Source organism: Microbacterium azadirachtae, assembly GCF_000956545.1.
Lineage (GTDB): Bacteria > Actinomycetota > Actinomycetes > Actinomycetales > Microbacteriaceae > Microbacterium > Microbacterium azadirachtae.
In genome coordinates this window covers 1-25,634 of sequence record NZ_JYIT01000063.1, presented here as the reverse complement: position 1 = coordinate 25,634, position 25,634 = coordinate 1, and the positions used below count along the sequence as shown (strand labels likewise).

Annotated in this window: 22 protein-coding genes and 1 pseudogene; 12 read left to right on the top strand and 11 right to left on the bottom strand. The window is 66.4% G+C overall.

The annotated features are described in order from the left end of the window. Window positions 1-54: 54 nt before the first annotated feature. From RL72_RS04745 to RL72_RS04730, 4 genes are read right to left on the bottom strand one after another with little or no spacing between them, the layout of a single operon-like run. Window positions 55-1,290, bottom strand: a complete 1,236-nt coding sequence (locus RL72_RS04745) for an NAD(P)/FAD-dependent oxidoreductase (protein ID WP_045249672.1) — start codon at window positions 1,288-1,290, stop codon at window positions 55-57. Then, complete coding sequence (locus RL72_RS04740; RefSeq protein ID WP_045249671.1) at window positions 1,287-1,631, bottom strand: non-heme iron oxygenase ferredoxin subunit; 345 nt, start codon at window positions 1,629-1,631, stop codon at window positions 1,287-1,289. Before RL72_RS04740 ends, RL72_RS04745 begins: the two co-directional genes overlap by 4 nt. Then, the gene (locus RL72_RS04735) at window positions 1,628-2,989 is read right to left on the bottom strand and encodes an aromatic ring-hydroxylating oxygenase subunit alpha (RefSeq protein WP_045249670.1); all 1,362 of its coding nucleotides are present in this window, start codon (window positions 2,987-2,989) and stop codon (window positions 1,628-1,630) included. The genes RL72_RS04740 and RL72_RS04735 overlap by 4 nt, the downstream gene beginning before the upstream one ends. Window positions 2,990-3,003: 14 nt before the next feature. Next, the gene (locus tag RL72_RS04730) at window positions 3,004-3,807 is read right to left on the bottom strand and encodes a 2-keto-4-pentenoate hydratase (protein ID WP_045249669.1); all 804 of its coding nucleotides are present in this window, start codon (window positions 3,805-3,807) and stop codon (window positions 3,004-3,006) included. Between the two features lie 118 nt (window positions 3,808-3,925). Between RL72_RS04730 and RL72_RS04725 the strand changes: the two genes are divergently transcribed. Then, entirely contained in the window at window positions 3,926-4,897 is a 972-nt protein-coding gene (locus RL72_RS04725; protein WP_045249668.1) for a zinc-binding dehydrogenase, read from the top strand. A gap of 16 nt (window positions 4,898-4,913) precedes the next feature. Here the strand turns inward: RL72_RS04725 and RL72_RS04720 are convergent, their stop codons facing one another. After that, window positions 4,914-5,489 (bottom strand): XRE family transcriptional regulator, encoded by a 576-nt coding sequence (locus RL72_RS04720; RefSeq protein WP_045249667.1) that lies wholly within the window; start codon window positions 5,487-5,489, stop codon window positions 4,914-4,916. 14 nt (window positions 5,490-5,503) lie between these two features. On the opposite strand from RL72_RS04720, the gene RL72_RS04715 reads away from it, so the two are divergent. Next, complete coding sequence (locus RL72_RS04715; protein ID WP_248700374.1) at window positions 5,504-6,403, top strand: IclR family transcriptional regulator; 900 nt, start codon at window positions 5,504-5,506, stop codon at window positions 6,401-6,403. Window positions 6,404-6,470: 67 nt separating this feature from the next. On the opposite strand, the gene RL72_RS04710 is transcribed toward RL72_RS04715, so the two are convergent. From RL72_RS04710 to RL72_RS04695, 4 genes are all read right to left on the bottom strand, one after another. Beyond that, window positions 6,471-7,466, bottom strand: coding sequence for a VOC family protein (locus RL72_RS04710; RefSeq protein WP_045249665.1), 996 nt, complete (start codon window positions 7,464-7,466; stop codon window positions 6,471-6,473). 15 nt (window positions 7,467-7,481) lie between these two features. Continuing rightward, window positions 7,482-9,104, bottom strand: coding sequence for an AMP-binding protein (locus RL72_RS04705; RefSeq protein WP_248700378.1), 1,623 nt, complete (start codon window positions 9,102-9,104; stop codon window positions 7,482-7,484). 149 nt (window positions 9,105-9,253) lie between these two features. After that, entirely contained in the window at window positions 9,254-10,903 is a 1,650-nt protein-coding gene (locus RL72_RS04700; RefSeq protein WP_045249663.1) for an amidohydrolase, read from the bottom strand. A 540-nt stretch (window positions 10,904-11,443) separates the two neighbouring features. After that, window positions 11,444-12,088 (bottom strand): TetR/AcrR family transcriptional regulator, encoded by a 645-nt coding sequence (locus tag RL72_RS04695; RefSeq protein ID WP_045249662.1) that lies wholly within the window; start codon window positions 12,086-12,088, stop codon window positions 11,444-11,446. A 223-nt stretch (window positions 12,089-12,311) separates the two neighbouring features. Between RL72_RS04695 and RL72_RS04690 the strand changes: the two genes are divergently transcribed. From RL72_RS04690 to RL72_RS04650, 9 genes are all read left to right on the top strand, one after another. Then, on the top strand, window positions 12,312-13,931 hold the full coding sequence (locus tag RL72_RS04690) for an ABC transporter substrate-binding protein (RefSeq protein ID WP_169748208.1): 1,620 nt from the start codon (window positions 12,312-12,314) through the stop codon (window positions 13,929-13,931). Continuing rightward, on the top strand, window positions 13,904-14,884 hold the full coding sequence (locus tag RL72_RS04685) for an ABC transporter permease (RefSeq protein ID WP_156156697.1): 981 nt from the start codon (window positions 13,904-13,906) through the stop codon (window positions 14,882-14,884). The genes RL72_RS04690 and RL72_RS04685 overlap by 28 nt, the downstream gene beginning before the upstream one ends. A gap of 11 nt (window positions 14,885-14,895) precedes the next feature. Then, on the top strand, window positions 14,896-15,765 hold the full coding sequence (locus RL72_RS04680) for an ABC transporter permease (RefSeq protein WP_248700373.1): 870 nt from the start codon (window positions 14,896-14,898) through the stop codon (window positions 15,763-15,765). Then, window positions 15,762-16,781: an ABC transporter ATP-binding protein gene (locus tag RL72_RS04675; RefSeq protein ID WP_045249659.1), complete on the top strand. Its 1,020-nt coding sequence runs from the start codon at window positions 15,762-15,764 to the stop codon at window positions 16,779-16,781. Before RL72_RS04680 ends, RL72_RS04675 begins: the two co-directional genes overlap by 4 nt. Beyond that, the gene (locus RL72_RS04670) at window positions 16,778-17,590 is read left to right on the top strand and encodes an ABC transporter ATP-binding protein (RefSeq protein ID WP_045249658.1); all 813 of its coding nucleotides are present in this window, start codon (window positions 16,778-16,780) and stop codon (window positions 17,588-17,590) included. The genes RL72_RS04675 and RL72_RS04670 overlap by 4 nt, the downstream gene beginning before the upstream one ends. Beyond that, window positions 17,571-19,271 carry a CocE/NonD family hydrolase gene (locus RL72_RS04665; RefSeq protein ID WP_248700372.1) on the top strand — a complete coding sequence of 567 codons (1,701 nt, stop codon included), beginning with the start codon at window positions 17,571-17,573 and terminating at the stop codon, window positions 19,269-19,271. The genes RL72_RS04670 and RL72_RS04665 overlap by 20 nt, the downstream gene beginning before the upstream one ends. Further along, on the top strand, window positions 19,258-20,973 hold the full coding sequence (locus RL72_RS04660) for an amidohydrolase (protein ID WP_082072075.1): 1,716 nt from the start codon (window positions 19,258-19,260) through the stop codon (window positions 20,971-20,973). Before RL72_RS04665 ends, RL72_RS04660 begins: the two co-directional genes overlap by 14 nt. Further along, window positions 20,970-22,190 carry a flavin monoamine oxidase family protein gene (locus RL72_RS04655; protein WP_045249655.1) on the top strand — a complete coding sequence of 407 codons (1,221 nt, stop codon included), beginning with the start codon at window positions 20,970-20,972 and terminating at the stop codon, window positions 22,188-22,190. Before RL72_RS04660 ends, RL72_RS04655 begins: the two co-directional genes overlap by 4 nt. Before the next feature lie 140 nt (window positions 22,191-22,330). Further along, window positions 22,331-22,576, top strand: coding sequence for a hypothetical protein (locus RL72_RS04650; protein WP_045249654.1), 246 nt, complete (start codon window positions 22,331-22,333; stop codon window positions 22,574-22,576). Window positions 22,577-23,060: 484 nt separating this feature from the next. Here RL72_RS04650 and RL72_RS19695 read toward each other — a convergent pair whose 3' ends face one another. Both RL72_RS19695 and RL72_RS19690 read right to left on the bottom strand, forming a co-directional pair. Then, entirely contained in the window at window positions 23,061-23,213 is a 153-nt protein-coding gene (locus RL72_RS19695) for a hypothetical protein (RefSeq protein ID WP_156156696.1), read from the bottom strand. Continuing rightward, complete coding sequence (locus RL72_RS19690; protein WP_282955660.1) at window positions 23,146-23,586, bottom strand: serine hydrolase; 441 nt, start codon at window positions 23,584-23,586, stop codon at window positions 23,146-23,148. Before RL72_RS19690 ends, RL72_RS19695 begins: the two co-directional genes overlap by 68 nt. 59 nt (window positions 23,587-23,645) lie before the next feature. Between RL72_RS19690 and RL72_RS04640 the strand changes: the two are divergent. Further along, a pseudogene (locus RL72_RS04640) lies at window positions 23,646-24,918 on the top strand (IS3 family transposase). The last annotated feature ends 716 nt before the right edge of the window (window positions 24,919-25,634 follow it).

Sequence of the window (25,634 nt, the reverse complement as noted above, 5' to 3'; positions counted from 1 at the left end):
TGGAGTGGCTGCTCAAACAGATGTGCCAGCCGTCGGCACGTCTGATGACGGCGCTCACCGCGCGGCCTTCAGGAGAGCTCGGAGGGACACGGTGTCGTCAGCGAGATCACTCGGCGTGACCGGGACGCGGAGGTCGATCAGCCGTCGAGCCGCGCGGACGAGGTTGTTGTCGTCGATGGCAGCGGCGCCGACCAGTAGACCGCCGTCTCTGAGGAAGACGGCCGGATGCGCGCCGCCGGCACGCACGATGAGCTCCCCGGGGCCCGACAGGCGACCGACGGCCTCGAGGTGGACTCCGTGGCGGTCCGACCAGAACCAGGCGGCGCCGCGCGGGGGGACTTCGAGCCCGAGCATCCCGTACGCGGACTCGCGCCCGGACAACTGCGCTGCCTCCCAGTGCTCCTCTCGGCGGCGCAGAGAGCCGTCTTCGGCGCGGTGCCGTGCGACGTCGCCGGCGGCGAAGACGCGATTCGCGCTGGTGCGGAATCGGGAATCGATCAGGATGCCGTTGTCCACGTCCAGACCCGCATCTTCCGCCAGGGACGAGTTCGGGATGATGCCGACCCCGACGATGACGACATCGGCGTCCAGCATGCGGCCGTCGTCGATTGTCACCGTCAGGTGGTCGTCGGCGGTCTCGATACCCGCGGTGATCCCGACGACGAGGTCGACGCCGTGGGCCGCATGCATCGTATGCAGATGCTCCGCCATGAGCTCTCCGACGGCCGGCGCGAGCGGCGCCGCAACGGGATCGACGAGCGTCACCGTCGCTCCGCGACGCACGAGCGAGGACGCGAGTTCCGCCCCGATCAGACCGGCGCCGATCACGACGACGCGGGTGTCGTTGCGGACGGCGTCGCGGATGCCGATCGCATCGGCGAAGGAGCGCAGCACGTGCACGCCGGGCAGGTCTGCACCGGGGATCGGCAGCGTTCGCGCCCGCCCGCCGGTCGCGAGCAAGACGGTGTCGGCTGCGACGACGGTGCCGTCGTCGAGGGCGACGGATGCAGCACCCGGATCGAGCGCGGTGGCCCGTCGGCTGAACAGCGTTCCGATGTCGAGGTCGGTGAGCCGCTCCGGCGTGGTGAACGCCAGCGAAGCGACACTGAAGTCGTCTTCGAAGAGCCTCTTGCTCAGCGGCGGCCTGTCGTAGCTGGTCGGTTCCGCGTCGATGAGGGTGATCGGCGCCTCGTGGCCGAGCGCGCGCAACTGCTCCGCGGCGCTGTATCCGGCGAGGCCTCCGCCGATGATGACGACGCGGCCGGCGTCTCTCCCGGATCGCGCGGTCATGCGAGGCGTTCGGGGTTCGGGACGAGTCGGATATCCGTTCCGTCCAGGATCAGGCGGTGGCAGGCGACGTTGTCGGTCGCGGGCATCGACAGCACGTCGCCGTTGCGTAGGCAGAACTTGCCGGCGTGCAGGGGGCACTCGATGACGCCGTCTTCGATGTATCCCTCGGACAGCGACGCCTTTTCGTGCGAGCACGTGTCGTCGAGGGCGAAGAACTCGCCGTCGTCGTTGAAGATCGCGATGTCATCGACCGTGCCGGTGACGGATGCATCGATCTTGATGGCTTCGCCGTCGGGGATGTCGTCGGTCTGTGCGACCAGGATGCCGTCTTCCGTGATCATCGCTGCTCCTCGTGCCAGGCTGGGGTGTTCATGAGCTCGGCCCATCGCGCGTAGAACCGTCGCCCGGCGGCGTCGCTGTACAGCGTGCTCGTGGATCCGGGATAGATGCCGTCCTCGCGTTCGGACCCGATCCCCATCTGGTAGTTCAGGGGGATGGTGTTGGTGCGCCAGCCATGGGAGATGGCCTGGATCTCGCTCCAGTTCTCACCGTCGTCCTGCTCGAAGATGCCGGACGGGCCGAACGTGCGCAGGTTGTACAGACGCTGCGCGGTGCGCACGTCCTCGGGCATGGACTTGTCGAGCACGGTCCAGGCCCATACCTCCATCTCGTCGGGTCCCTTCGGATGCCAGACCCGGATGGAGCCGTTCACGGGCAGGTACGAGAAGTTCGGGAAGACGGTGGCGTGCCCGGTGGTCAGCGGGCCCTCGACACGCGCCTGTCCGAGACGGTCGGTGAGTGCGGCGTAGTTGTAGTACTGGTGCACGGGCTGTGCGTCGAAACGGGACTTCGGATGCGTGGGGAACCCGGTCCCGTTGCCGTGCTCGTCGGAGTACTGCCGTCCGGGAGTCTCCGCGATCTCCTTCTTCGGGCCGCGACCGGTAGGGGAGAGGACCATCAGCGCCGATGCGTGTGACATGTTCACGTGGTACCAGTCGGTGCCGAATTGCTCGGCGGCGAGCTTCCAATTGCCCTTGAGCACCCACTTCGTGATGCCGCCGACGACGGTCGTTCCTTCGGAGTCGCGGTCGAGGAACGCCTCCATGTACCACTTCATGTCGCCCAGCTGCTCGTCCAGCGGGACGGCGTGCGGGTTCCACGTCGCGAAGATGAGACCGAGCATCGTCTCGAGCTGAGCGACCTCGACGAGGCCCCAGTTCGCGCGGTCCCAGTCGGCGTCGTGGTAGCCGTCTTCGTTCGGGACGCTGATGAGGTTGCCCTCGAGGTCGTACGACCAGCCGTGATAGGTGCAGGTGAACGCGCGGGTGTTGCCGTAGTCGGCGCGCAGTACCCGCGCGCCGCGATGACGGCACGAATTGAGGAAGGCTCGGATGCGTCCCGCCTTATCCTTGGTGACGATCACGGGGTCCTCGCCCATGAACGTGGTGAAGAAGTCTCCGGCCTTCTGCAACTGATCAATGTGACCGAGGAACAGCCAGCTGGTCGCGAAGACGCGGGCCTGTTCCTGGTCGTACAGGCGTCGATCGGTGAACACCGAGCGGTCGATCAGACCGTTCTCGCGATCCACGAGCCCGGAGACGTCGATGGTCGGGGCGATGCCCTGCGGGCGGCACAGGTCACCGGTGGGGAGCATCGGGCGTTCGCCCTCGTGCGTCGAGGGGAGCCGGGTGATCGTCATGGCATCACTCGCTTTCAGATGGACGTGAACGTGACGGGCGCGAATCCCCCGCCCGTCACCTGCCAGACGGATCCGGCGGTCAGCGGGACAGCGGCTGCGACGGCACCGGCGAGCACGATCTGGCCGCGACGGAAGTGGTCGCCGTATGCGCCGATCGTCGTCGACAGCCAGTGCAGCGAGATGAGGGGATCGCCGAGCACCGCGGATCCCGGTCCAGAACCGGCATCCTGTCCGTCGTTCGTCAGCGCGATCACCGTGTCGGGAAGCGACTTCAGAAGCGCCGGGGTGGCCGCGACGAACTCGCCGTACACGATCCGGGCGCTCGACGCGTTGTCTGCCACGGTGTCGGCCAGGCCGATCCGCCAGTCGGCGATGCGGGAGTCGATGATCTCGATGGAGACGGCGACACCCTCGATGGCATCGGCGAGCTGCTCCATCGTCGGTGCGGGCGGCAGATCGGCGCCGATTCGGAAGGCGAACTCGGCCTCCAAGCGCGGGGCGATGAGGTGTGCCGGGGCGAACTCGCCGCCGTCGGGCACGACCATCGCGTCCGTGATGATGCCGAAGTCGGGCTGATCGACCCCCAGCTGCCGCTGCATCGCGAGCGACGTGAGTCCCACCTTGTGCCCGATGATCCGCTCACCGGCGTCCCCTCGGCGTCGGACATTCGTCGCCTGGACGCGGTACGCGTCTTCCAGGCTGAGTCCCGGATGGGACTCGGTCGGGGGCGGCACGGGAAGGCCTGTCCGCTCCGCCTCGCGGAGAGCCTCGGCGATCTCGAGCACGGTGTCGGGCACGTCAACCAGCGATTCAGTCACGTGATCATCGTGCGAAGACGGACGCGACAGTGCGAGCCGGTGTGCCGCGCATCGGAACGAGGACCGAGAGCGGAGGACATCCCACCGGCAGGATCGGACCTGAACGAGGAGGAAATGAATGCGCGCTGCCGTCGCCGTCGCTCAGAACCCCGATGATGCTCTCGCCGGGTTGGAACTGAAGGAGTGGCCCGAGCCGGGTCCTCGTGAGGGGTGGAGCCGAATCCGTGTCAAGGCGGCCTCGCTGAACCCGCACGACACGTGGACGCTCCGCGGCGTCGGACACCCCGCGGAACGCATCCCGATCGTGCTCGGATGCGACGGCGCAGGGATCACCGACGACGGCAGGGAGGTCGTGATCCATCCGGTGTTCGGCGACGCCTTGCGCGGTGACGGCGACCAGACGCTCGATCCGCAGCGGGCGCTGCTGTCCGAGACGATGAACGGGACGCTGGCCGACTACCTTCTGGTGCCCGACCAGATGATCGTGCCCAAACCCGCGTCGCTCTCCTTCGCCGAAGCGGCCTGCTTGGGCGTCACCTGGGGAACCGCGTACCGGATGCTGTTCACCCGCGCCGGACTGCGTGCCGGGGATCGGGTGCTGGTGCAGGGGGCGAGCGGGGGAGTGGCCTCCGCTGCGATCGCGCTGGCATCCGCCGCCGGTGCGCGCGTGTATGCGACCGCCCGCTCCGAGCAGAAGAGGGCCTTCGCTCTCGAGTGCGGAGCTGTCGGCGCCTTCGAGCCAGGTGCTCGTCTGCCCGAACGGGTCGACGTGGTCGTCGAGACCGTGGGCGAGGCGACGTGGGCGCATTCGCTGCGCGCGCTCCGCCCGGGGGGAACCGTGGTCATCGCGGGAGCGACGACCGGAGGGATGCCCCCGGCAGAGCTGCAGCGGATCTTCTACCAGCAGCTCAGCATCGTCGGCTCGACGGGGTGCACGCGGTCGGAGTTCGAGAGCCTGCTGCGGCTGCTGGACACGACGGGGGTTCGCCCTCATGTCGAAGAGATCGGATTCACGGACATTCCAAGCGGGTTCCGGAGATTGCTCGACGGTGACGTCCTCGGCAAGATCGTTGTCGACCTCGAACGCTAGGCGCGACGGTGACCGTTCAGAAGAAGCGGTCACCGCCCGCCATCGTCAGCTGCGGCGCGGTCGTGTTGACGAACACGAACGCGATCGGAGTGATCGCTTCGAACATGTGTGGGGTGTCGGCGGGAAACCGCACGAAGTCGCTCGTCTTCGCTGAGGCCGGTGTGCTCTCGGGGCCCAGGCGCACGCGGCCCTCCAAGACGTAGCAGTGCCGCAACGAGCCACGGGACGCGGCCCGGTGATGCGACGGGCCCTGGTTGGCGTCGAGTCGCAGCACGGAGTTGTAGACGTATCCGGATCCGAAGGCCTGGTCGAGTTGCCGGACGCGCATTCCGGCCTGCTCGTGCCACTGGATGGCGTCGCCGGAGTGCATGAGCATGTCGCTGCCGAGCTCGCTGAGGAGGGCACGGATGCCGACTCCGAGAGCGGACGCCAGCTCTTCGAGCGTCTCGATCGTGGGGTTGCCTCGGCCTGTCTCGATTCCTATGATCGTCTGTTTTGCTAGACCGGAGCGTCGGGAGAGCTCGTTGATGGAGATCTCCTGCTCGGACCGAAAACGCTTGAGGTTACGCGCGATGATTCCGCTCGCAGCCATCGTTCGCTCCTTCTTTGATATCCGCGGATGTCTACTTCAATGTACCGCTCGAGCGTTGCTCGGGTGAGTGGTTCGGCTTGAGAATCGGACCAACCCGAACACGACACATCGACGGAGATGCGATTCCCATGACTCAGAGCACGCCCCGTGAACGCGACGAGCGCACGGCTGTAGACAAGGCCATCAGCGTCATCAAGTCCTTCGGCAAGGACGCCCATGTCGGCCTCGGTGTGAGCGAGCTGGCCCGCCGAGCAGGATTGAGCAAGTCGACGACCTTCCGCCTCCTCGGCATGCTCGAACGCAATGGTGTCGTCGAGCGCTCAGGTACGGCCTACCGGCTCGGACGGATACTCCAGGAGATCGGCGCGCAGCTGAGCACTCCGGACCAGGACCGCGTGCGCGACCTCCTGACGCCGTACCTCGCGGACCTCTACGAGGCGACGCGCGGCACCGTGCAGCTGGCCGTGCTGAGCGGCGAGCACGTCGTCTACCTGAACAAGCTCGAAGGCCATCAGCGCCTGCGCACACCCAGTCGCATCGGTGGGCGGATGCCCGCGTACTGCACCGCGGTCGGTAAGGTTCTGCTGGCGCACAACGCCGCCGCGCAGGATGCGACGTTCCAGATGCCGCGGCACGCCTGGACACCGAGCACGATCGTCGGTGAGGATGCGCTGCGCGCCGAGCTCTGGCGCGTTCGCCAGAGCGGTGTCGCGATCGATCGAGGTGAGTCGCTGGAGCGCCTGACGTGCGTCGCCGCCCCCGTGATGGGACCGGGGGGCGAGCCGATCGCGGCGATCTCGGTGTCGGGGGATGCGGCGACGTTTCGCCCGGAGATGCACGAGAACGTGCTGCGTCGCGTCTGTCTCGCGGCGTCTCGCGCCGCGGTTCAGCTCAGATTCGCGACCGCAGCGTGAGGAGTACTCTCCTCGGGTAAGTCGAGCAAAGGGGCGCCCCGTCGATGACGGGGCGCCCCTTTGCGCCTCAAAGGCCGGCGGACGGAGTGGTCTCGAGGCTGCGGGCGTCGCCCTTGTAGACGAACGGGTCGCCGTACCAGGTCAGGCCGTCGGGGAACTGCTCGCGCTCCCACTTGATGGGCTCCCAGTCGGGATCGAAGATCAGGTAGCCGCCCGCGTAGATCTCGACCCGGTGCCCTGATCCCGGGTCGAGCACGTAGAGGTACATGGCCTGGCCGATGCCGTGCTTGCCAGGTCCGAGGTCGAAGGTGACGTCGTAGTCGCGCAAGACATCCGCCGCGGTGAGCACGTCCGAGAGGTTCTCGAGGTTGAAGGCGACGTGGTGCAGCTGCCCGGTCTTGCCGAAGGAGTTCGCGACCATCGCGAGGTCGTGCACCTGCGGGGTCACGGACATCCATGATGCGAGCACCGTGGTGTCATCGCGATGCAGCGCGTACTCGCGGCGGTTGAAGCCGAGGTTGTTCCGCACCCAGCTCTCGGCCTGGTTGATGGTTTCGCGGGATGTCTGCACGTTGAAGTGGTCGATGCGGCGTACCCCGAGTCCGCGCCGGCGCGAGCTGTTGCTCGGCAGCTTGGAGCGCAGCTCCTCCGCAGACTCCGGCTTGTCGATGTCGTAGTACAGCTCGAAGGGGTGACCGCTGCCGGGGACGAGGAAGCGCACGGCGGTGCCGCGACCTGCTTCCGTGCCGGTGGGCACCTCGAGGGTCTCGATCTCCTGCCGCTCGAACTCGGTGGCGAACAGTTCGACGTCCTCCGGTCGCTTCACGCGGAAGCTGTAGGAGTTGACGATCGACTCCTCCTGCTGCTGCAGAACGAGCGAGTGGTGGGTGAGCTCCTGGTATCCGCGCAGATACGCGATGTTCCCGTCCCGCTGGACGATCTCCATGCCCAGCAGGTCGCTGAAGAAGTGCAGTGACTTCTCCAGATCTTTGGTGCCGAGGTTGATCGCGCCACACTGGGCGACCTGAGGACCCGGGTCGTAACGGTCCGAGAGCTTTGCCATGCGGGTGGATTCCTTTCAGGGCTTCGGGGCGGGCACAGGGACCGCCCCGGTGAAGGTCGGTGCGTCGATCGCCGACACGCGGGCATCGGGCAGTTCGGACACGATCTGCCGGATGAGTGGTTTGTCGAGCTTCCCGGCACCATTGCGAGGGACGCTGCCGAGCACGACGAGACGCGAGGGGAGCTTGTAGCGGGCGATGGTGCCGGTGAGAAACGCCCGGAGGGCGTCGATCGTCAGCGCCTCGCCGCGGAAAGCGACCACAGCGCACACCGCTTCACCCCACTTCTCGTCCGGTACGCCGATCACCGCGACGTCCGCGATCGCCACGTGAGCGCTGAGCACATTCTCGATCTCGGCCGGGTAGACGTTCTCACCGCCGGAGATCACCATGTCCTTGAGGCGATCGACGATGAACAGGTATCCGTCGTCGTCGGCGTAGCCGATGTCGCCGGTGCGGAACCAGCCGTCCGGGGTGAAGACGCCTGTCGTCGCATCCGGATTGTTCCAGTATCCGCTCGAGACGTTCGGGCCGTTGACCCACAGCTCGCCGGTGCGACCCGCTTCCGTGACGTCGTCGAGGGTGGCGGGATCGACCACCCTCACGCGCGTGTACGGCATACCGATGCCGCAGGAGCCAAGCTTGGCCTCGGTCATGGAAGCCTCGAGGTAGGTCGAGAAGGGGGAGGTCTCGGTGAGCCCCCACGCCTGCTGAATGAGTACTCCCTTTTCGGCGTACGCCGCGATGAGGGCGGGAGGCACGGGCGCGCCGGCCGCGATCGTCGAGCGGAGTTGCGAGAGATCGGCATCCGCGAAGCCAGGCTGGCGCTGGATGCCGGCGAGCATCGCGGGCACGAGGAACATGCTGTTGACCTGCAGATCCTCGAGATCTCGCAGCGCCTGAGCCGGGTCGAACGCGCGTCGTACCACGAGGGTTCCCCCGCGGGTGATGGTGCGCAGCGCCACGGCGTTGAATCCCCCGATATGGAACAGCGGGGCGGCGGCAAAGCAGACATCTCCGAATCGGGTGTCGACGACGGAGTCGACGTTGACCCAGTTCCACCAGAGGTTGCCGTGTGTGAGCATGACACCCTTGGGCTTGCCGGTCGTGCCGGAGGTGTACAAGAGGGCGGCGAGATCGGCATCCGACTGGGGAACGTGGGGAGGCGCCTCGGCGTGAGCTGTGCGGAATCGTTCGAATGAGTGCCACCCATCGGACAGACCCGCGGGCGACTCCAGCCATGGGTCGTCATCGACCAGAAGCGACCGGCGGACGGCGACTTCGTCGAGGAAGCCGTCGATCAGCATTGCGTGGGCCGACTCGGCGACCACGAGGTCGGGGCGGGAATCCTCGATGACGGCGCGCACCTCCGGCGCAGCGAGGCGGAAGTTCACGGGAACGAAAGCCGCGCCCACCCATATCGCCGCGAAGTACGTGACAAGGAAGGTCAGGCTGTTGTGGCCGGCGTAGGCCACACGGTCGCCGGGGCCGACGCCGTCGGCACGGAGCCCAGCCGCGAAGCGCCCGGCCAGCTCGTGAAGTTCGGCATACGTGACCTCGCGGCCCTCGTAGTTCACGGCGACCATGCTCGGGTGAACCTTCGCGTGGCGGGCGATTTGAGTGATCGCGCTGATGTCCACGGTGCTCAAGATGAGCTCTCCTTTCAGGGACAGCGATGTCTGGACACGAGAATGGCTGGTGCGGCCCGGTGTGTCAGCTTCGCGTGCCGGATGGTGGAACGTCTCGGACGCGAAGCTGACACCACGATCGAGGTGCGCGATGCCGGCCTTCACTCCCTGACGAACACCAACTCGCCGCGCACCACCGTCGCCGCGTTGCGCACGGTGGCGATCGCCGAAGGCTCGAGGCCGAACGGATCCGTGGTCGCAACCGCGAGATCCGCACGTTCCCCGACCTGCACGCGCCCGGGCCGACCGAGCACCAGAGAGGTCGAACCGCTCGTGTACGCCCCGAGAGCCTGCGTCAGTGTCAACGACTGATGCTCGGCATCCAGCGTGTCCACGGAGCCGGCACGTTCTCCCGATGACTCCGGAATGGGCTCGGGCGACCACCTGTTCACGGTCACGTGGATGGCGAGCCACGGGTCGGCGGAAGACACCGGCCAATCGGACCCCATTGCCAGGTCTGCACCGGCGTCAGCCATGGTGCGGAACGGGTATCCCTGCAGCATCCGCTCCTCGCCGATCATGGTGGCGGCGAAAGCGTCAGGTGCTGCCCACAATCCCTGGATGTTGGCTGTGACCCCGAGCGGACCGAACCGTCTCGCATCCTGCGGATGCACCATCGACAGGTGAGCGATGTGGTGGCGCGGACCGGTGCCGTTGGTGGCGCGGGCCTCCTCGATCGCATCGAGCGCGACCCGGATACCACGGTCGCCCATGACGTGTAGATGGAGCGCGAAGCCGGCGGCATCCAGCTGGGTGACGAACGCACGCACAGCGTCTTCGGTGAAGTGCAGCCCTCCGGTCGATCCGTCGTGCGAGTGGTTGCAGTACGGTTCGAGGAGCGCGGCGGTGCCGCCGTGCGGAACGCCGTCGATCATCGCCTTCGCTGTCGAGGTCGCGAACCCTGCGGCCGCGTTCCGCCGCCGCAACTCGGCGAACCGCGCGACGAGCTTCGGCACGTCCGGTGCCGTCAGTCCGGGCGGGATCCACAGTGCTCCAGACACGTCGCTGCGGAGCGTCCCGTCTGCGATCGCACGGACATAACCGGGTGTGCAGTCCGCCTGGCTGTTGTAGTCGCCGAGGATCGCCTCGTGCCAACCGGTCACGCCCAGTGACCACAAATAGCCTTGCGCGTTCAGGATTCCGGCATGGATCTCCTCGGTGGAGGCGGGCGGCACGAACCTGCCGACGAGTTCGGTGGCTGTCTCATTGAGATAACCGATCGGATCGCCGTCGTCGTCGCGATAGATCATTCCGTTATGCGGATCGGGTGTGTGGCGGTCCAGCCCGGCGATGTCGAGCGCTCGTGAGTTGACCCACAACGTATGGTGTCCGGCGTCGCTGAGCACCACGGGACGATCCGACTCGATGGCGTCGAGTTGGTGTCGGGTGGGCAGGGGGAACAGATCGTGACTCCACCCGCCTCCCGTCAGCCACTCGGCGTCGCTCCGCTCGGCCGCCGCACGGATCAAGTCGAGGGTCTCATCGACGGTGGTCGCTGGGGTGAGATCGATGCTCAGACGCTCGGCGCCGGCAGACGCCGCGTGGATGTGCGCGTCGACGAAGCCCGGATGGATGAGGCCACCGGCCGCATCCAAGACACGGGTATCTTGGCCCCGCAACTCGAACATCTCTGTATCGGTTCCGATGCGAACGATCTTGTTGCCACGGACGGCAACGGCGGTATCGCTGGTGCGCACTCGGCCATCGAAGATCCGCCCGCCGGTGATGATGAGGTCTGCAGTTTCGGACATGATCCCACTTTCTGCGCGACGTGGATGCGCCGTCGCTCCGCGAGAAAGGCTACGGATTGGATCTTTAATAGTCAACTACGACTAAGATCTGCTCTCCTGAGCGGGATCGCATTCGAAAGCGAAAGGCACATTAAGCAGCCCGGTCGCGTCGGTGCTGGGCGGGCAGTATTCTCTCGTCGGCCGCAGGCAGAGCGACATGGCGATTCGACCCTGTGTCGCCGCCGGGGTGGAGTAGCTGGTACTACCTGCTGCAGTATCCTGACTAGCGCGATTCGGTGTGGCACGCAAACATCGTGGTGTTCGTGGCCCCTCCTGAGTATGACCTCGACCAGGGGCCCGGCGTCATGCCGGTGGGTCACTGGCTGTGTGTGCAACTCGCAAGCGGCGATTCTGGAATATCCGTTGCATCTCGGCGAGGGGGAGAATGGTGGCTGGCGCCTGAGGTCTTGCCGGCCGAGAACACGCTCGTGACAGACGTGGCCGCCCCCTCGCGGCTCGACTTCACCGTGCTGGCAGGCGGAGTTTGGCAGGCGGCAAATCTCAAAGCCTCGGGCGCACGACGGAGGGGTTCACTCCTCCGTCTGACCCGGGCATTCGCCCGATGAGCTCTGTGGCCGCGGAGCGGGCATCCGCGATGCGTTCCGGCGACAACTCGAGGTCGGTCATGAATGTGTTCCCGATCGCCGTTGCCAGGACTGCATACGCAACCCTCCGGCACTCGCGCGGCGCCGCATCGGGATGCGCGCGGTGGAGGATGTCCGTCAGTGCGGTCTCGAAGCTGAGGTAGGCGCGCAGCACGATCGTGTGGATCTCGGGGATGGTGCGTCCGGCATCCACGAAGGCTGTCGCGGCCGCGTTGTCGGCACTGGGTGCCGCGAACTCGCCGAACAGGTACTCCAGGGCCTCTTCGACGGTCGACGCCGGGTCGATGATCGGTGACGCTGCCATGATGCGGTCGAGATCCTTCTCGTCCATCGCCGCCTCGCCGAAGTAGAAGAAGCGGGCGGCATCCGTCAGGAGCTCCTCGCGGTTACCGACGTAGTGGCGGACGTGCCCGCGTGCCATGCCGGCAGCATCGGCGATGCGCTCGAGCGTCGTGCCGGCGACACCGTGCACAGCCATGCATTGGATCGTGACGCCGATGATCTGACGCCGTCGCTCGGCGGCAAGCGATGGTCGGCCCATGTCGGCGCTCCAATTCTTAGTCGAATATGACTAAGAGGATAGTGCGCTTCCGGTGATTCTGACAAGCATGAGCGGCTTTCCTGTCATGTTACCTCTTCGTTACATTGTCAGGATTGACTAAATAGTCAACGCGGCCCACACTGGGACCACCGCGATGCAGCGTCACCCTCACCGGACTGTCGTTCGCGGCTCCCCATCGCCCGCATCTGAACGCGAGGATCCCGTGAACCGAACCCGAGTCACCCTTGCCGTGGCCGGCACTGTCGCCGCCGCGGTCCTGCTGTCCGCCTGCAGCGGCAGCGGGTCGAACTCCGCGACCTTCGACCCCAAGGTGACGACGGAGGTTGCAGCCGCGACCACCGCCGTCCCCGCCCTCACCTGGAATCTCCCGGCCGGAGAGCCCACGACCCTTGACCCCGCGCTCTCCGCGCTCGAGTCGAACAGCACGGTCGTGTCCAACCTGTGCGAGTCGCTGCAGACGCAGACCGCGTCGGGCAAAGTCCAGCCCGGCTTGGCGAACTCGATCGATCAGACTGACCCCACCACGTATGTGATCCACTTGCGCTCGGGCGTGAAGTTCTGGGATGGCACCGTGATGACGGCGGAGGATGTCGTCTACAGCATCCAGCGAGTGCTCGACCCGAAGACCGGTTCGTCCTGGGCCGGCTGGGCGGACGCGGGCACGACCGCCACGGTGACCGGCGCCGACGAGGTCACCGTCAAGACGAATACCCCGAACGCGCTCGTGCGCAACTACTTCTCCACCCCTGCGTTCGCGGTCGTGCAGAAGGCGTACGCAGAGAAGGCCGGTGCGAAGTTCGGCACAGCGACCGGTGGCGTGATGTGCACGGGCCCCTACAAGGTACAGACCTGGTCGTCGGGATCGAACATCGTGCTCGTTAGGAACGACGCGTGGTGGAACAACTCCCACCAGCCTCTGGTCGATAAGGCGACGTTTACGTTCACCACCGACGCGTCCGCCCAGGTCGCAGCGTTGCGCAGCGGGTCGGTCGACGGACAGTTCAGCGTGCCGGTGTCCGGCTTCAGTTCTCTCAGCGCGCAGGGAACGATGCTCTTCAACGACAGCTACGCGATGGAGTTCCTCGCGGTCATTAATCTCAAGGGCCCGCTCGTCGACGTGAAGACCCGGGAAGCACTGCAGAAGTCCGTGGACTACGCGGGTATCGCCCGGTCGATCTACAAGGGCACGGCTGACCCGCTCCGCTTCATTGTGGGCCCGGCGACGTGGGGATACGGCAAGGAGGTCTACCAGGCGGCGTATGACAAGCTCCCCGCGGCCAAGCGGGATCTGGATGCTGCGAAGTCGGCTCTGAAGGCTTCCTCGTACACCGGTCAGACCATAACGATCGCCTACGCCGTCGGCAACGACGAGGAGACCAAGATGGCCACGGTCATCGCGGACAGCGCGAACGGGATCGGCCTCAAGGTCTCGCTGAAGCCGTTGCAGCCCGCCGACTACGTCGCCCTCTACAGCAGCCCTGACGCACGAAAGGGAATTGACGCGTTCGTCAGCGCCGGTTACCTGGACTTCCCCGAGCCGGTTCAATACCTGCAGTACTGGACTGCGGGCAGCTACTACAACTTCGCCGAGTACGCGAACGCGAAGTACGACGCCGCGATCCAGGCGGCCCTGGCACAGTTCGACGACACCCAGCGCGCGCAGGATGCCGCCGGAGCGCAGGCTGTCATCGCGGCCGACTACGTGAATATCCCCCTGGTGTCGCAGTACGTCAACGTGTACTACTCGAAGAAGCTCGCCGGTCTCGTGCCCGCCCCGTCCTACCTGTACGCGTCGTGGCTGACGAGCCTCGGCGGCAAGTGATGCTGCGCTGGATCGGGTCGCGCCTGCTTGCGGCGGTCGTGGCGATGCTGATTGCCTCGATCATCATCTACGGCAGCCTCAAGTTGGTGCCCGGCGATCCGCTTGCAGCTATCACGTCGGGTCGACGGCTGAGCCCCGAGCAGCGGGCGACGCTGCGCGAGACGCTGGGATTGGACGAGGGGTTTGTCACCGGCTACCTGCGCTGGCTCGGAGGGGTGCTCCACGGAGACTTTGGCCAGTCACTGGTTTACGGGAGCTCCGTGAACGATCTCATCGCGTCGCGACTGCCCACGACGATCACGCTGGTGATCTATGCGGCGATCCTCGCGCTCGTGGTGGGGCTGGTCATCGCGCTCGTCTCGGCGACCCGCCCCGGCGTCCTTGACCGTATTGGCCTCGTTGTGACGAGCGTCTCGATCGCGACCCCGTCGTTCGTGGTCGCCCTCATCCTCATCGGGGTGTTCTCGGTGCAGCTGCAGCTGTTCCCGGCGACGGGATCGGGTGCTGACGGGGGACTGGCGGACATGGTCTACCATCTCACCCTGCCGGCGATCACGCTGGCGATCGTGACGTTCGGCCTCATCGCCCGGGTCAGCCGGGCCGCATTCCGCGAGGAGCTCGACAGCGAGCACGTCGAGGTCGCCCGCAGCCGTGGCGTCGCTTCGGGGAACATCCTGCGAAAGCACGTCATCCGGAACTCTCTGGGGCCAATCATGACCTTGACCGCTCTGCTGATCGCATCACTGTTCATCGGGACCGCCGTCGTGGAATCCGCGTTCGGGGTCGACGGCGTTGGCGCCTTGCTCGTGACCACGATCGGTCGACGCGACTTCCCGGTCGTCCAGGCGATCTCGCTCATGTCTGTCGCACTATTCGTCCTCACAAGCACCCTCGCCGACCTGGCCCTTCCTCTGATCGACCCACGCGTGCGTGCGGTCGGAGCCCTGACCTGAGAGGCCGCGAGATGACCATGTCCACCGTGGCGATGGCCACCATCCGGCGTCGCAGTCGACGCCGTCGCCCCCCGGCGCTGCTGATAGCCTCCATCGTCTTTCTCGTCGTCATCGTGCTCGCCGCGATCTTCGCGCCGCTGATCGCCCCGATGAATCCGAACACGACCGACATCCTCAACGCGTCGTCAGGCCCATCTGTGGAGCATTGGCTCGGCACCGACACCACCGGCCGCGACATCCTGTCTCGTCTGCTGTACGGCGCGCGGCTGAGCTTGCTCGCACCGCTCGCGGTTGTGATCCTCACCACGATCGTCGGTGCGATCGTCGGACTCGCGGCGGCCCGGTCTGGCGGTGTTGTCGACCTCGTCTTGTCGCGGGCCATGGACATCGTGTTCGCGTTCCCGTCACTCCTGCTCGGCCTGCTCGCAGTGGCGATCTTCGGGCCGGGGCTGACTGCACCGATCATCGCCCTCGCGATCGGCTACATCCCGTTCCTCGGCCGCATCGTACGCACGGCCACTCAGCAGGAACAGGCCCGCCCCTACATCGGCAGTCACATCGTCATGGGGTTCAGCTCATGGTGGATCACCGTACGCCACATCCTGCCGAACATCGTCCCGCTGCTGCTCGCGCAGGCCACACTCGCGTTCGGGTACGCGATGCTCGACATCGCCGCTCTCTCCTATCTCGGCCTGGGGGTACAACCTCCCGCGGCCGATTGGGGCTCGATGATCGCCCAAAGCCAGAGCGCCGTCATGCAGGGACAGCTCTGGGGCATGTTCTGGCCGAGCCTCGCCGTCATCCTCACCGTGCTGTCGGTGAATGTTCTGGGCGAACACCTCACCGACCGCACCAGCGCCCGTGGAAGGAGCTTGCTATGAGCGCCGCATTGGACGCCACATCGTCTCGCGACTCAGCACGAACCGATGCCGAGCCGCTCGTCATCGAGGCTCTCTCGATCACGGTTCGCACAGATGACGGCGACCGCCCCCTTCTCGACCGTATCGACCTGCAGGTTGGCCCGGGCGAGATCGTCGGTCTCGTCGGCGAGTCCGGTTCGGGGAAGAGTGTGACATCCCGGTCCGCGCTCGGTCTGTTCCCGCGCGGTGCGACCGTTGACGGATCAGTGCTCGTCGACGGCATCGAGGTCGTTGGCGGGAGCGCACAGCGACTGCGCGAGGTCCGGCGCACGCGCGCCGCGATGATCTTCCAAGACCCACGCAGCTCAGTGAACGCCATGCACCGGGTGGGCGACTTCCTGACCGAGGGCATCCGCGCCCGCGGCGTGCCCGCGGCGAACGCACATGCTGAAGCGGTCGAGATTCTCGCGGAGGTCGGAATCCGCGATCCCGAAACGGCAATGCGTCGCTACCCGCACGAGTTCTCGGGCGGGATGCTGCAGCGCATCGTGATCGCTGCAGCAGTCCTCGCCGATCCGCGGCTGATACTCGCTGACGAGGCGACAACAGCGCTCGATGTCACCACCCAGGCGGAGGTCATCAGCTTGCTCGAGCGAGCCCGCGGCGAGCTCGGGACCGGGTTGCTGTTCGTGACCCACGACCTCGAGCTCGCCGCCGCGGTGTGCGACCGCATCTACGTGATGTACGCCGGGCGCGTCGTCGAGAGCGGTGCCGCCGACGAGGTGCTCGCGCACCCCCAGCATCCCTATACCGCTGGGCTCCTCAGTTCGAACCCGCAACTGACCGGGGAGCGGCGCGTACTCAGCCCCATCCCGGGCCGCCCGCGCGCTCTCACCGACGCACCGTCGGGATGCGCGTTCCGCGACCGTTGCCCGCTTGCCGTCGTGGAGTGCACTGTCGACGTGCCTGCACTACTTCCGCATGAGGCAGCTGAGGTCGCCTGCGTGCGACCGGGCGAAGCAAAGGTGGCCCGATGAACGAGCACAGCTCCCAGGTCATCCTCCGCGCCGACCAACTCACAAAACGCTTCGGTCAGACTACCGCGGTCGCTGACGTCTCCTTCTCGCTGTGTCGTGGTGGCTCGCTCGGCGTGGTCGGTGAATCGGGGTCGGGCAAGTCGACCACTGCGCGCATGGTCGTGGGGCTCGAAAGGCCCACATCGGGGAGGACGTATTTTCCAGGAACTCCGAACGCCCGCGGCCGTGATGCCGCACGAGTGGTGCAGATGATCTTCCAGGACCCATATCACTCATTCGATCCGCGGCTCACGATCGGTCAGGCCATCGAGGAGCCGTTGCGGCTGCACTTCGGGGGCGCCAAGTCAGAGCGACGCAAACGGGTCGGCGAGCTGCTCGATCAGGTCGGCCTCAGCGCGAAGCAGGCCGACGCAATGCCGCGGGCGCTGTCGGGCGGGCAGCGGCAGCGCGCCGCGATCGCACGTGCGCTCGGCATCCGCCCGCAGATCCTCGTGCTCGACGAGGCTGTCGCCGCGCTCGACGTGTCGATCCAGGCACAAGTGCTAGTGCTGCTCGACGAGATCCGTCGCGAGACCGGAATGGCCTTCCTATTCGTCAGCCACGATCTCGCCGTCGTCCGGTACATCACGCAGGACATCATCGTCATGCGGAACGGCCGGGTCGTCGAATCCGGCGCCACCGAGGGCGTGCTGGCGGCCCCGCAACATCCGTACACGCGTCTGCTTCTCGATTCCGTCCCCCGCAAGGGCTGGGACCTCGGGCGACTACGCGCGGACCGGCTCGCGTTGGATGCCACCGAAGCCCCCTGACCTCATCTCGAGCCATTTCAGGAGAACCATGCAAGACATCATTCGGGTCGGCCCTGTCCCGACCGGACACCTCGCGACCGAGCAGTACGTGCGGATGCGCGACGGCGTTCACCTCGCCGCCGACGTGTACCTGCCGGACGGCGACGATGATCCCGGCGATACGATCCTCATCCGCTTGCCCTACGACAAGAACGGGAAGTACACCTTCTTACCGCTCGTCGCCGAGTACTTCATGGAGAGCGGGTACCGCGTCGTCACCCAGGATGTGCGTGGGAAGTTCCGTTCCGAGGGCGAGACACTGCTGTTCGTCAACGAAGCCGACGACGGCTACGACACGATCGAGTGGGTCACACAGCAGTCCTGGTCGAACGGCCGCGTCGCGATGTGGGGCGACAGCTACTACGGCTACACGCAGTGGGCCGCGGCATCATCGCAGCATCCGGCGCTGAAGGCGATCTCGCCGCGCGTGACCGGCACTCAACTCGGCGAGCCCGTGCATCCCGCCAATGGCGAACGCACGCGAGACGTCGAATGGGGGATCACCTACCTCTACCCGATGACCTGGTTCCACTCGCAGGACGCCTACTTCTGGGAGCCCGACCCGACCGTACGGCCGTTCAGCGCCCAGGTGGAGCAGGTCATCACGCGGATCGGGTCCCGGTCGATTTCGTACGACCAGTGGTACCCCCGGCCGGTGCATCTGCGCCGGTTCCCGACCGGCTCGCCATTCGATGCGCGACCGGTGCCGGCGCTCCACACGATCGGATGGTGGGACAACATCGCGCCGCTTTCGTGGGACGACGTTTCTGAGATTGAGAAGCGACCCGGGTGGGCGCTCAATCACTTCCTTCGGATCGAATCGATGGACCACGAGTCGTTCTATCTCGATGATGCCGACGAAGACCGCGTCGCGGAACGGAGCGAGGCGCAGATCAGGGCGATCTTGCCACGGATGTTGAATCCCACGCTGGAGTTCTTCGAGGTTTTCGTGCGCGGCAACGGTCGTCCGGAAGACGTCCCCCGGGTGGCGTGGAACCTCGCCGGAACCCCCGGTATGCGGGCCAGCACGCAGTGGCCGCCCGCCGGTACCCACTCGCGGACTCTGTTCGCCACGGCCGACGGCCGACTCGACGCACTACGGCCGGAGGCAGCCTCGGAGGCGACGTGGGCGCACGACCCGGCAGACCTGGTGCCATCGAGCGTCTCCGACGCGTTCGCGTTCCTGCTCGAGAAGCCGGACGAAGCGACCATCGGCGACCACCCCGGTGTGCTCGTCTTCACGGGTGACGCAGAAGGCCGAGACCTCGACCTCGTCGGTCCGGTCACCGCGCAGGCGCGCATCCGGTCGGACGGGCCCGTGATGGACCTGTTCGTTCGGCTGCTGGATGTTGCGCCCGACGGCTCCGCGCTGCGCATCGCGCGCGGACAGATCGAGCTGTCGGACGCCACGGACGAAGCCGTCGTCGAAGTCGATCTCGGGCAACTCGGCTATCGTCTGCGCGCGGGACACCGCCTTCGGCTCCACGTCTCGAGCAGCGATTATCCCGAGTTCATCCCGAAGCCGGGAACGGGTGAGGACCCGTGGTCCGCGGTGGTCACCCGGATCAACCATCAGACCATCACCATCGGCGGCGAGCACGGACTTGCGGTCACGCTGAGCCTGCGAGATGCCGCAGCCTGACGCCCGGATGGGAGCGGCCGCCCGGTCAGACGGACCGGGCGGCGCGACCGGGCCGCGCAACGAAGGAGTGGCGACCATGACGCAATTCGGCGGATCACGTCTCGCCGGCGAGGACCTCCTCGTCTTCGGTGGCAGGATCTTCCCGCACGCCGATAGGGCGGAGTGGGTTGAAGCGATGCTCATCCGAGGGGGAGTCGTCGTCGGGCTGGGGGATACCGCGGATCTTCGGGCGCTTTCCCCATCATCCGTGCCTGAGCTGGACCTCCAAGGCCGCACAGTGCTGCCGGGACTCATCGACGCCCATACGCACGTGGAGGCGACGGCGATCTCCCGAGGTCTCTGGCTGGACGTGCGCGGTCTCGAGCCCACGGCTGCCTGCGACGTGGTCGCGCGAGCAACGACGCCGCTGCAGGACGGCGAGTGGCTGCAGGCCCAGGGGACATTCGCGCAAGTTCTGCCGACCAAGGACCAGCTCGATCGAGCGGCTCCGCGCAATCCTGTGCTGATCCGCCAGAGCGCGCACAAGCTGCAGGCGAACACGGAGGCGCTCCGGCGGGCGGGCATGGTGCATCGCGCACCGCGCGTGGGTCCGGGGGTCGTCGTGCACGTCGACGAAGAGGGCGTGCCGACGGGCCTCGTCGAGGAGGGGTTCCACCTCTTCCCCGCGCCCGATGTCACTGAGCACCAGCTCGACGACATGATCGTCACCGAGCTGCGGACCAGATTTGCACGGGCCGGAGTGACGACCGTCTACGAGATCCCGGTCTCGGTCTGCGGGATCGCCGCCTACCTGCGGCTCGCTCGCGCGGGCGAGCTTCCGGTGCGGATCACCCTCACGCCGATCGTGGCGCCCCCGGCCGGGGCCGGTCTCGATCGCATCGACGAGTGGGCCGCCGCGGACTTCGGCGATGGCGTCGACTCCGACATGATCGCCGCCGGCGGAGTCAAGATCTTCATCGACGGTGACAACGAGCAGATGTTCGACAGCAAGTACTTCGATCGGGAGCCGCGGCAGTGGGGGGCCGTGACGCGCACGCTCGGCCAATTGCGCGAGGAACTGATCTGTGCGATCGGGCTCGGTGCGCAAGTGTGGATCCACGCCATCGGCGATCTTGCGCAGGAGATGGTGCTGGAAGCGATCGACCAGGCGCAGAGTCGGGCAGGCCGCCCACGGCTACCGATCCGACTCGAGCACGCAGCCAACCTTCAACTCTCGCCGAAGATACTCGAATCTCTGCAACGGCTGAATGTTATCGCCGTCCCCACGGCGAGCTTCATCGCGGTAGACGACGGCACGGGTGTCTACGCGTTTCGCACGCTGATGGATGCCGGGATGCGGCCGCCCGGAAACTCCGACACGGCCGGCTCCATCGAGAAGGCACCGAGCCCGTGGTTCGGAATGGCGATGATGATCGATCGCCGGAACGCTCACGGGCTTCCGATCGCACCGGACGAGGCAGTGACGATCGATGCGGCGATCCGCACGTACACGGCGTTCTCCGCCGAGGCTGCGGGCTTGACTGGAGTGCTCGGAGCTCTCGGCGAGGGCGCGGCCGCGGACTTCGCCGTGTACCCCGATGATCCTCGCGCGCTCTCGCCGGCGCTGATGCGTGAGGTCGAAGCCGACCTCACCCTTGTCGGGGGACGCGTGGTGTGGAGCCGAAGCGATCGGCAAACTATGGATGTGGAGAACACCGCATGAGAGTGATCGTGGTCGGAGCCGGTCTGTCGGGAATGACAGCGGCGTGGGAACTCATGAAGGCCGGACACGAGCCGATCGTGCTCGAGGCCCAGGATCGGGTGGGCGGGCGTACCTGGTCCCATCGGCTTGAGAACGGCGAGACGATGGAGCGTGGGGGAGAGTACATCTTCCCCGACGAACACCCCATCCGCCGCTTGGCTGCTGAGCTCGAACTGCCCATCATGTCGCATGGGGTTCGCTATGCCCGCCGAACCGTGAACGGGCGGATCATCACCGCTCCTGATCGGACGAGCACTCTTGCGCGCGTTCGGAACACACTCAAGGAGATGCTCGTCGACGGCGTGGCCGGCGTGTCGCTCGAGAGCGCCTTCGCAGAGTCCCTCGGGGGCGACTACCGTCTGCATCCGGTGTACCGCCAGGTGACGACATCGGCAGCAGCCGACCCAGCCATGGTCAGTGCGGAGGCGGTCTTGCTGTATGAGGGGGCGGGTGAGACCCACATCGAGGACGGAGGTCGGCTGGTCGGCGGAAACCAGTCGCTCGCTGTCGAGATTGCGCGGCGTTTGGGGCGCCGGCTCCGCTTGGGTAGTCCTGTCACGGAAGTGGATCAGAGCCCAACCGGGGTGGAGGTGCGGCTTGCGGACGGAGCGTCGCTGGACGCCGACGCAGCAGTCATCTCGATCCCACTACCGTTGCTCGGCGAAATTTCCCTCGGTTTCGATCTTCCCGAACGGCAGCAACGTGCCCTGGCGCACCGCTTCATGGGCGTCGCAGCGAAACTCGCGGTCCCACTCGAATACGTCGACTGCGACACAGCGCTGCAGAACTCCGAACACACATGGTGGTCATGGCGCTCGCTGTCCACTGACGGGACGACCCGGATCCGCGCACTGTCAAGCTTCGCGGGTGGTCCTGACGCGCTGCAGGCGTTGCGAGTGGAGGACGGACCCCACCGATGGGTGTCTGCTCTGCAGGCGATGCGCCCCGAGCTGCGCTTCGCCGGAGAGCCCGTTCTCACAACATGGGTTGACAACCGGTGGGCGCGGGGTTCGTACACCGTTCCTGGTTTGGATTGGCAGCCCGAGGACGCCGACGCGTTCGAAGCCCCCGCGGGCCGCGTGGCGATCGCTGGCGAACACACGGGTATGCATCAGTCTCTCTCTGGCGCGGTCGCATCCGGCTATCGTGCGGCGGCCGCCCTGTCGCGACGAGAGTGAGTCGTCCACCACGAGCGGATCGACAGGTGACACAAAAGCTGTGCAACCAATCCGATTGGCGGGACGCGCTGACGGCGGTTCGTGTGTGACCCGCCATGTCGAAATCTCCGCGAAACCGCGTACCAAGGTAACCCGTCGCGGTGGTCCTCGATGCCGACGGGATCGAGGACCAGGACCTGCGGTGCATTTCCGTTCGGACAAATCTGTCCGAGTGTACGTTCGTGCTGACGCCGACGACGCTTGACCTGAGAGGTGCGCCGTCCAGGATCGGCCGGGTCGTCAAGGAATGCTGTGCCGGTCTCGTTCCTATCGGCACCGCCTCAGGCGGCGTGCTCGCGTTTCGGCTCCTGCCCGCACTCGATCTGGTGCTGTCGCTCCGGCGGTAGACCTCGGGGGAGCTGCATTCTCGATTCTCGGATCGCTGGGGGACTCCTTGGCGTTGTCGGATCCACCGGTCGGCGGCTTCCAGATCGTCACGAGGGGAACCGGTGCCGGTGTGGTTACCGACGATGCTCACCGTAGACCGCCGGGCGGCCGCCCTTGTGGTGTCGGAAGCAATGGTCGGCTGTGTTCGAGGGGCAGCGCAGAGTCCTGGAATGGCTGGTCGACAGTTATTCCCGAGTGCGGCCAGTGACCGCTTCGCGGTGCGGGCGGGCGGCGCAATCACATGCAGGAATCCCGTGCGGATCCGCTCGTCGACGACGAGGAGCGCGTCCGCTGCGAGCCTTTCTTCGTGGCCTAGCAGATTGACGACCAGAAATCGGGCTGGCTGCACTTAAGGAGGACTGCTCAGATGGGAGGTTGGGATCATCATCATCAGCGAGGCTTGTGCGACAAGCGCGGCTCGCTCGACGAGGAGTTCGAGGTGGCTCATGACTCGACTTCGATCGCGTGCCACGCCATCCGTCCACTGGCCGGCCGGAACAGGTTGTTGACGAATGACGGGCTCTGGGGGCTAACGAAGATGTCGGCGCCTGCATCCGCGATCGTCGCCGCGTCGGCATGGCCACGTTCCGATGCCACGAAGTACGCCTGGCGTTCCTCGCAGACTGTCACGAAGCTGTGATGACGGCGTTGTCGAGTTCGTCGGGATCGATGCCACGGCGTATTGCGCGGTTGGTGAGCAGCACGTAGGCCAGCCCCGCGTCGGGTCGAGGGTGATGCCGTGCGCGCCGACAGCGCGCGTCCACGCGGAGATCGCGGCATCCCATGTTTCCCCGGTCACGTGCTCGATGAGCGCCGCGACGCCCGCGAACGCGAGCGTCGAGTAGCGCGAAGTGGTTCCCGCCGGGAAGTCGCGTCCACGGCGAATCAGTTCGTCGCGCAGCGGCACGGGTGTGTCCAGCGGCGGCTCGTCGATGCCCGAGGTATGGCTCACGAGGTGCGAAAGTCGCACGATGAACCGTCCCCGGCTTGATGCCGTTTCCTTTCGAGTCTGGAAGGAAGATAGTGATCATGCCGAAGAGGATTCCGGAGGAGACGAAGCAGCGTGCGATCAGGCTCGTGCTCGATCATCTCGATGAGTATCCGAACCTGACGTCCGCGTGCGAGACGGTGTCGACAAGGCTCGGGTTCGGGGCTGAGTCGCTGCGTCGCTGGGTGCGGCAGGCGCAGATCGATGGCGGGGAACGCCAGGGGGTGACGTCGAGCGAGTCGGAGCGGATGCGGCGCCTTGAGCGGGAGAACCGCGAGTTGCGTGAGGCGAACGCGATCCTGCGGGACGCGGCGGTTTTCTTCGCCGGGGAACTCGACCCCCGACGCCGCTGATTCTCGGGTTCATCGAGGAGCAGCGCGCACTGGGCCGCTCGGTCGGGTCGATCTGCAAGGTCCTGCGAGAGCAGGGCGTGCCGGTCGCCGAGCGGACATATCGGGCATGGAAACGTGCCCAGCCCAGCGGCCGCGACCTCGCGGACGCGGTCGTGATCGACGCGATCCGAACAGTCCGGGTGAACACGAAAGGCGAGCCGACGCCGGAGTCGATGTATGGGCGGCGGAAGATGACCGCGCTGCTGCGCAGACACGACCTGGCCGTGTCGAAGCGGCAGGTTGACCGCTGATGCGCGAGCTCGGGCTCAACGGCCTCGTGCGCGGCAAGGGCGTGCGCACCACCGTCCAGGACCGCAACGCGGCGAGGGCACCTGATCTGTTGGATCGGGACTTCACCGCTGCCGCACCGAACCGTCGTTGGGTCGCGGACTTCACCTATGTGCGGACGTGGGCCGGCTTCGCGTATGTGTCGTTCGTGATCGACTGCTACTCGCGAGCGATCGTGGGCTGGCATGCCGCGACCACGAAGACGACACCCCTGGTGACCACCGCACTGCGGATGGGTCTCTGGCGACGCGACCGCGCCGGCCACCCCGCCCCAGACGGGCTGATCCATCACAGCGATGCCGGCTCGCAGTTCACGAGCGTGTCGTTCGCTGAAACCCTAGCCCTCGAAGGCATCGCCGCATCGATCGGCTCGATCGGCGATGCCTACGATAACGCCCTGGCCGAGTCGACGATCGGACTGTTCAAGAACGAAGCGATCCGCGACGGTTCCCCCTTCCGCACCGGGCCGCTGCGCACGATCGACGATGTCGAATGGGTCACCGCTGGATGGGTCGACTGGTACAACGCCAGGCGCTTGCACTCGACAATCGGGGACGTCCCGCCCGACGAGTTCGAGACCGCGTACTACGCTGGCCACGAAACGCCTCACCACCCGGTGCTGGCACCCGCATAGAAGCGGCATCAAACCGGGGACGGTTCATGGAGATATCTGACGGCTTCACAAACTCGGAGATTCTCGTGTCCCACCGCAATGGCCCGCTAGGCCGCGCACGACCGGCTGCTCATCGTCAACCGTACCCGGGCTGGCTGGATGTAGGCGCATGTCATGCAGCATCGGGGTGTGCCGATGCTGCGTGAAGCGGTGGTTCGACCGTTACCGCGCCGAGCCCGAGCCCGGTCTGCATGACTGCTCCTCACGACGCTCATCACTTCGCCGACCGCACCCCCGATGCCACGGCGGGCGCGGTGGTCGCGATCCGGAAAGAACGAATCGGGCGTGAGAGGGTCGCGTCTCGGACTAGGGTGCCGGCGCAGACCGTGTCACGCATCATCGTCCGCGCCGGCGCGCCCCACCTGGCTGACCTAGCCCCGATACCGGCGAACGGATCCGCACGTCAAAGGCCACAGCGATCCGCTGCGAACGCGAACGGCCCCCGCGTTGTCGTTCAGGAGCGCCGGGGGCAGGGGCAGCACGTCCGGTGAGCTGTTCCCATCGGGCCATGGCTCCAGCGCAGCGTCCCCAGCGTGGAAGAAGTCCTCGAGACGCCGGTCCTCGCGATCCATGGGATCACCGCGACCCACCGGGCCTGGGATCTCGTCGCGGAGAGGCTCCCCGAGCGATGGATCATCGCGCCGGATCTGCGTGGCCGAGGCGGGAGCGGTGCGTTG